Consider the following 6,324-nt stretch of genomic DNA (forward strand, 5'->3'; position numbering starts at 1 on the left):
ATTAAGAATTAAGAATTAAGAATTAAGAATTAAGAATTAAGAATTAAGAATTAAGAATTAAAAAATGGTTAATTTGTTAATTTCTTAATTTAACAATTCATTAATTGGCGTTGGTGAACTGAGCTATGAAATCTAAAGAGCTGTTATAAGAAACCGGGTTTGTTGGAGACAAATTTCACTATTTATCGGCATCTAAAACAAACCCGGTTTCTAGAATGCCAGAAAAATCATAGCCACCCATCACCAACACCCATTAATTTAATAATTCTGCATTCTGCATTCTGCATTCTGCATTCTGCATTCTAAATTCTCAATTATTTATTGGTCAACAAAACAGCAAAATTAGTGGTTAATCATTGTCTTAAATATAGAATTGGCAGGATTGTTTTTGGATGGAATAGGCAACAAAAAGATGGTATAAATATTGGTGCAAAAAACAACCAAAAGTTTGTACAAATCCCCACTGCTAAACTCNATTCTGCATTCTGCATTCTGCATTCTGCATTCTAAATTCTCAATTATTTATTGGTCAACAAAACAGCAAAATTAGTGGTTAATCATTGTCTTAAATATAGAATTGGCAGGATTGTTTTTGGATGGAATAGGCAACAAAAAGATGGTATAAATATTGGTGCAAAAAACAACCAAAAGTTTGTACAAATCCCCACTGCTAAACTCAAAGAACATATCAAGCAGTTGTGCGAACTACATGGAATAAAATTTGTGGAAAAACAATATTCTTATACTTCACAGACGAGGTTTTTAGATTAGATGATGATTTCTTACCAATAATTGGTGAAAAACCCGATAGCTTTAAACCCTCATAAAAGCGAATTGAACGTGGTTTATATCGAACCAAAAACCGTTTATTAGTGAATGCCGATGTTAATGGTGCAGCTAATATTCTGAAATATCAACAACTTTAAGATTTTCTCTTAAAGGAGTTAGTAGAGGCAGTTTGATAATGCCTTTAAGAGTCCAATTTTGGATTGCTTAAAAATCCCCCCACTTCAGGGCGGGGAGTATCAAAATCAATGGACGGTGGATAGATTTACCAATGGATAATTGATAATTGATAATTGATAATTAATCAATTCGGTTTAAACCCTTCTATTTCAAGAGAAAAAAAGCTGAGGAGATTTCCTTATATTCAATCTGAGAGGGTAAAACCAGAGGTAATTATCCATTATTCATTATCCATTATCAATTAATGAAATAACTCAATAGTATGCTCACTAAAAAAGCTTCTAAGCCCCTTCGTTGGCAACGCACCCAATATTCTCCCCTGACCAGACAAATAGATGTTTTTAGTGCCGCCGGAAAATTTTTTTTGTTTTTATGGTGGGATAATCTACTTCAAAATAAATCTCCCTCTATAAGAAAACGACGTGCTCAGTGGTTAGTGAAGACTATGCTAAATTTAGGTCCAACTTTCATTAAAATAGGTCAATCTCTATCTACACGAGCTGATATATTACCGAAGGAATATGTAGAGGAACTAGGAAAATTACAGGACCAAGTGCCTCCTTTTGAGACTACAGAGGCGATCGCTATTATTGAGTCGGAACTTGGCAACTCTCTTTATTCTCTGTATCGAGATTTTCAGGAACGCCCTATTGCTGCAGCAAGTCTTGGACAAGTACATAAAGCTAACTTACAAACGGGAGNGATATATTACCGAAGGAATATGTAGAGGAACTAGGAAAATTACAGGACCAAGTGCCTCCTTTTGAGACTACAGAGGCGATCGCTATTATTGAGTCGGAACTTGGCAACTCTCTTTATTCTCTGTATCGAGATTTTCAGGAACGCCCTATTGCTGCAGCAAGTCTTGGACAAGTACATAAAGCTAACTTACAAACGGGAGAGGAAGTTGTTGTTAAAATACAACGTCCTGGATTAAAAGTTTTATTTGACTTAGATGTGAAAGCTGTCAAAAATGTTATCCGTTTTTGTCAAAAGTATTTTGCTTGGGCTAAGAAGTATGATTTAGATGCTATTTATTATGATTTTTTTACCATTCTTTATCAAGAAATTGACTATGTGAATGAGGGAAAAAATGCTGACCGCTTTCGGGAAAACTTTAAAGGATATCCAGAAATAATAGTGCCTCGTGTTTATTGGACTCACACTACAGAAAAAGTTATAACTCTTGAGTATTTACCTGGAATAAAAATTAACGATAGGGTACGAATAGAAGCTTGTAATCTTAATCCGAAGCGTATTAATCAAATAGGAGTTTGTTGTTATTTAAAGCAGTTATTATTAGATGGTTTTTTTCAAGCTGACCCTCATCCAGGAAATTTAGCAGTTAGTTTAGATGGTGAGGTAATTTTTTATGATTTTGGCATGATGGCTGAGGTAAAGTCATTGACAAAAGACCAAATGATTAAAGCATTTTTTGCGGTCTTAAGAAAAGACGTTGACCAGGTGCTGAATACTTTAATTACTATTGGTTTAATTGAACCAATGCCGGATATGATGCCTGTAAGAAGATTAGTTAATTTTTTATTGGAAAATTTTACAGATAAACCTGTAGATTTTTATAATTTTGATGAAATAAAGGAAGAACTTTATGTGTTATTTGAACAACAACCGTTTCGTTTGCCTTCTCAAATGACTTTTATTCTTAAATCATTAACTACTCTAGATGGTATTGCTAGAGAACTTGAACCTGACTATAGTTTAGTTAGTTGTTCTCAACCTTTTGTCAAAAGCTTAACTGTTGCTCAAGGTAGAAGTAGAATAGTAGGTGAACTGGCAAAACAAACAAGAGATTTTATTAAATATAAATTACAACAACCGAGTAAAAGTGAGATTTTAATCCGCCAACTAGAAACAAGAATTGAAGATGGTGAAATTCAATTTAGGGTACGTTCTATTGAAAACGATCGGTTATTAAAACGGATTAATTTAGCTTTAAAAACTTTGATTTTTACTTGTATAACTTGTTTTACTTTTCTATCAGGTTCTGTTTTATTAACGGGGGGTTATATAGAAGGTGCAATTGTTGTTTTTGCCTTATCAGCCTTGGGATTGATATTAATGTTCAAGTCAGGGCTTCAGTTATCTGTTAGAGAAAAATTAGATAAAATGGCAGAGAAGTAAAATGGTAGAAAAGTAAATTAGCTTTTTCAGTTTGTTTAAAGTAGCTTGGGTTGAGGAATGAAACCAAACATTAGAGCTGTATATAGTAATAAGCTTCTTACTCCCAAATAGCAGAAAACAGTTAATCTATATTGCTTACTTTTGTGGTGGCGATAGTTACTAAATCTATAGAAAAGTATTCCTTGACTTAGTTTTAATTAAGTGTTACCTTAACGGGGTGAACTACAACACCCTCTATCCCATTGCTAAAAGCGTTTGGGACTACTTTTCTTAATATGTTTAAACTTCCATTGACATCAGCATTGTATTTGACACCATTTGAAGCTTGATAAAGTCCTCTTTTCACTCGTTTACCACTAAATCTATATTTGACACCTTTCTGATAAACTGGTAAATTGTCCCAGTCTAAAAAACTAGCAATTGAAGTATAACTTTCTTCATTAATTATTACTTTTATGCCTACTAATTTGGCTTTGTATTTTAGTTGTTCAATTAACTTAAAAAAAGGAATTTGAACAAAATTTTGATTGTTTTTTTGGCCAAGATTTATGCCTTGTTTCCAGTTAGGATTATTTCCTATTACTAAAACTCCTATCTGATTTTCGATCAGATGATTAATAATATATCTGCTAGTCTTATGCAGATAATCATCAATCTTTAAATTTCTTTTTGTCGATAATCTTTTGATTCGATTACTACTTTTAGTCTTCTTTAATTCTGACTGTAGTTTGCCTTTTTTCTTATTATAGAATTGATTAATTGATTTGACTGGTCTGCCGTTAATAATCAAGGGTTGAAAACCTTTTTTATTTGATGTTACAGTCGCCAAATTATTCACTCCCAAATCTACAGAAGCTACATGAGATTCTGACAAATCTAATTTAACCTCAACGGATTCGTAAACCACTTCTATCACATAGTAATTAAGCTTAGGAATAATTCTCACTTGTTGTAGAGAATCATAATTTATTTTACTGTTAAAAAATAGCTCACTTTTTGATAGTAATATCTTCTGATTTTTGACTAATTGAGGTTTACTAATCGCTTGTTTTGTATAAACTANAAAAAATAGCTCACTTTTTGATAGTAATATCTTCTGATTTTTGACTAATTGAGGTTTACTAATCGCTTGTTTTGTATAAACTAGAATATTCCTCCCTTTCTGTTTATGTTTATATCTTGGCAGTTTCGGACGGCTTTTAAACTTGCTTGGACATTCATTATAAGCTCTGATAGCTTGAAAAAAACTTTGCCAATTTTTATCTAAAAGAATCAAAACCTGTTGAGAAACTTTCGCCGGTATTGCTTGATAATCTGCTCCCGACTGTAATAGTTTTTGAACCTTGTTGTAATTGAGATAATTTCCATTATTAATAAACTCTTGTCTAACTATGTAGTTAGCCATGTTGTAGAGATTTTTAGACAAGAAAGCTAGAGCATCAAGTGGTTTATAATTGGGATGATTTTTTTTAATAATAGTACGTTCTACTAACTGCATTATCCCTCCTGTAAACATTTAACGAGCTGTTCTGCTTTCTTTTCTCAGTCTAAGATATTTTTAGTTGTTTTCCTATGTTTTTCTATAAAATCAATAAAACTTTACAATACCTTTTTTTAGTTATTTTTTGTTGAATAAAAAGTCTAGTGTGCGGGCAAGTAAAACACAAAAATAAATCAGATATTATTCATTATTATCACACTGGTTCTCCCATAACTTATTTGATTGTTGACCCACAAGGAAAATTGTCAAAATTTAAACTTGGTTTTGATGTTACTCAAGGTCACACTCCTCAACTATTAGTACAAGGAGGTTGTTGGAAAACAGCAATACTTGAAGAAGGTGAATTTGGTTTACTTGGAGAATCTGTTGCTCCAGGATTTGAATACACAGATATGGAAATGGCTAAACCTGATTTTTTTCGAGCTAGTTTTCCGAATTTGTGGGATGAACTATCACCTTATATCAAACAGTAAATTTTAATTCCTGCTAATTTGAAATTTATGAAACTGAGGGGAAATTTGTTCTACTTAGTAGGTTTGTCGAAAGGTTGTCTGATTCTTTTCAATTTCTGAAAAAATCAAGACAAAAATTAGCAGTAGGTTGAGCTTCACTACCTCGCAAAACCCAGGTTACTAAACTACGATCGCCAAACATTTCATTTTCTCAAGCTCTAAAAAATTTCCCCGGTGGAAAGGAAAATTAGGTTGCATCCTCAAATCAACTCTGATACAATTATGTTATTGTATGGTACTCGCCCATGCACTAGACTTTTTATTCAACGCAAAAAATATTAAAGTAGAAAGAAAAAAATAAGCGCGATCGCCAGGAGAAAACAAAAGGAAATCCTCTGANACTTTTTATTCAACGCAAAAAATATTAAAGTAGAAAGAAAAAAATAAGCGCGATCGCCAGGAGAAAACAAAAGGAAATCCTCTGAGATACCCAAATAGTCATTACCGAAAAATCAAGGTATAAAGCCTTTCCTGTTAAGGAGAAAAAAGTGCTAGGATATTTCCTTTATCAATTATCAATTATCAATTATCAATTATCAATTATCAATTATCAATTATCAATTATCAATTATCAATTAATGAATGAGTCTTTTAGTTAATCCATAGAAATGTGCCGACCTTACCTCTATATGATGAGAACAGAAAAATTAATCGTTCACAGGCACAAATTTTCATTTTCTTAAGCTCTAAAAAATTGCCGGGGTGGAAAGGAAAATTAGGTTGCATCCTCAAATCAACTCTGATACAATTATGTTATTGGATGGTACTCGCCCATACGCTAGACTTTTTATTCAACGCAAAAAATATTAAAGTAGAAAGAAAAAAATAAGCGCGATCGCCAGGAGAAAACAAAAGGAAATCCTCTGAGATANACTTTTTATTCAACGCAAAAAATATTAAAGTAGAAAGAAAAAAATAAGCGCGATCGCCAGGAGAAAACAAAAGGAAATCCTCTGAGATAGGCAAATAGTAATTACCCACTCTGTTAGTTAATCCAGAGAAATATACCGACCCTACCTCTATAGGATGAGAATAGAAAAATTAATCATTCACAGGCACAAATTTTCATTTTCTTAAGCTCTAAAAAATTGCCCGCGCCAAGAGGAAAAAAAGCTTGCATCCTCAAATCAACTCTGATACAATTATGTTATTGGATGGTACTCGCCCATACGCTAGACTTTTTATTCAACGCAAAAAATATTA

General features: G+C 32.5%; 4 protein-coding genes and 3 pseudogenes. 5 read left to right on the forward strand and 2 right to left on the reverse strand.

The window, feature by feature from the left end; genetic code table 11:
- Positions 1 to 525: 525 nt before the first annotated feature.
- The 4 genes and pseudogenes from AFK68_RS15390 to AFK68_RS15395 form a co-directional block, all read left to right on the forward strand.
- Positions 526 to 771, forward strand: coding sequence for an IS200/IS605 family accessory protein TnpB-related protein (locus AFK68_RS15390; protein ID WP_168186493.1), 246 nt, complete (start codon positions 526 to 528; stop codon positions 769 to 771).
- A 457-nt stretch (positions 772 to 1,228) separates the two neighbouring features.
- Positions 1,229 to 1,480 (forward strand): annotated as a pseudogene (locus AFK68_RS45310) (AarF/ABC1/UbiB kinase family protein); the annotation flags it as partial.
- 39 nt (positions 1,481 to 1,519) lie between these two features.
- On the forward strand, positions 1,520 to 1,667 hold a 148-nt coding region (locus AFK68_RS45315), incomplete at its 3' end, for an AarF/UbiB family protein (RefSeq protein ID WP_371357402.1).
- 1 nt (position 1,668) lies between these two features.
- Positions 1,669 to 3,108, forward strand: a pseudogene (locus tag AFK68_RS15395) (ABC1 kinase family protein); the annotation flags it as partial.
- A gap of 193 nt (positions 3,109 to 3,301) precedes the next feature.
- Here the strand turns inward: AFK68_RS15395 and AFK68_RS15400 are convergent.
- On the reverse strand, positions 3,302 to 4,170 hold an 869-nt coding region (locus AFK68_RS15400; protein WP_246844216.1), incomplete at its 5' end, for a transposase.
- A 1-nt stretch (position 4,171) separates the two neighbouring features.
- A pseudogene (locus tag AFK68_RS41845) lies at positions 4,172 to 4,624 on the reverse strand (RNA-guided endonuclease TnpB family protein); the annotation flags it as partial.
- Between the two features lie 128 nt (positions 4,625 to 4,752).
- Here AFK68_RS41845 and AFK68_RS15405 point away from each other — a divergent pair.
- Positions 4,753 to 5,082: a cupin domain-containing protein gene (locus AFK68_RS15405; RefSeq protein ID WP_210407423.1), complete on the forward strand. Its 330-nt coding sequence runs from the start codon at positions 4,753 to 4,755 to the stop codon at positions 5,080 to 5,082.
- Positions 5,083 to 6,324 lie beyond the last annotated feature (1,242 nt).

Source organism: Hydrocoleum sp. CS-953, from assembly GCF_002260545.1.
Taxonomy (GTDB): Bacteria; Cyanobacteriota; Cyanobacteriia; order Cyanobacteriales; family Microcoleaceae; genus Trichodesmium.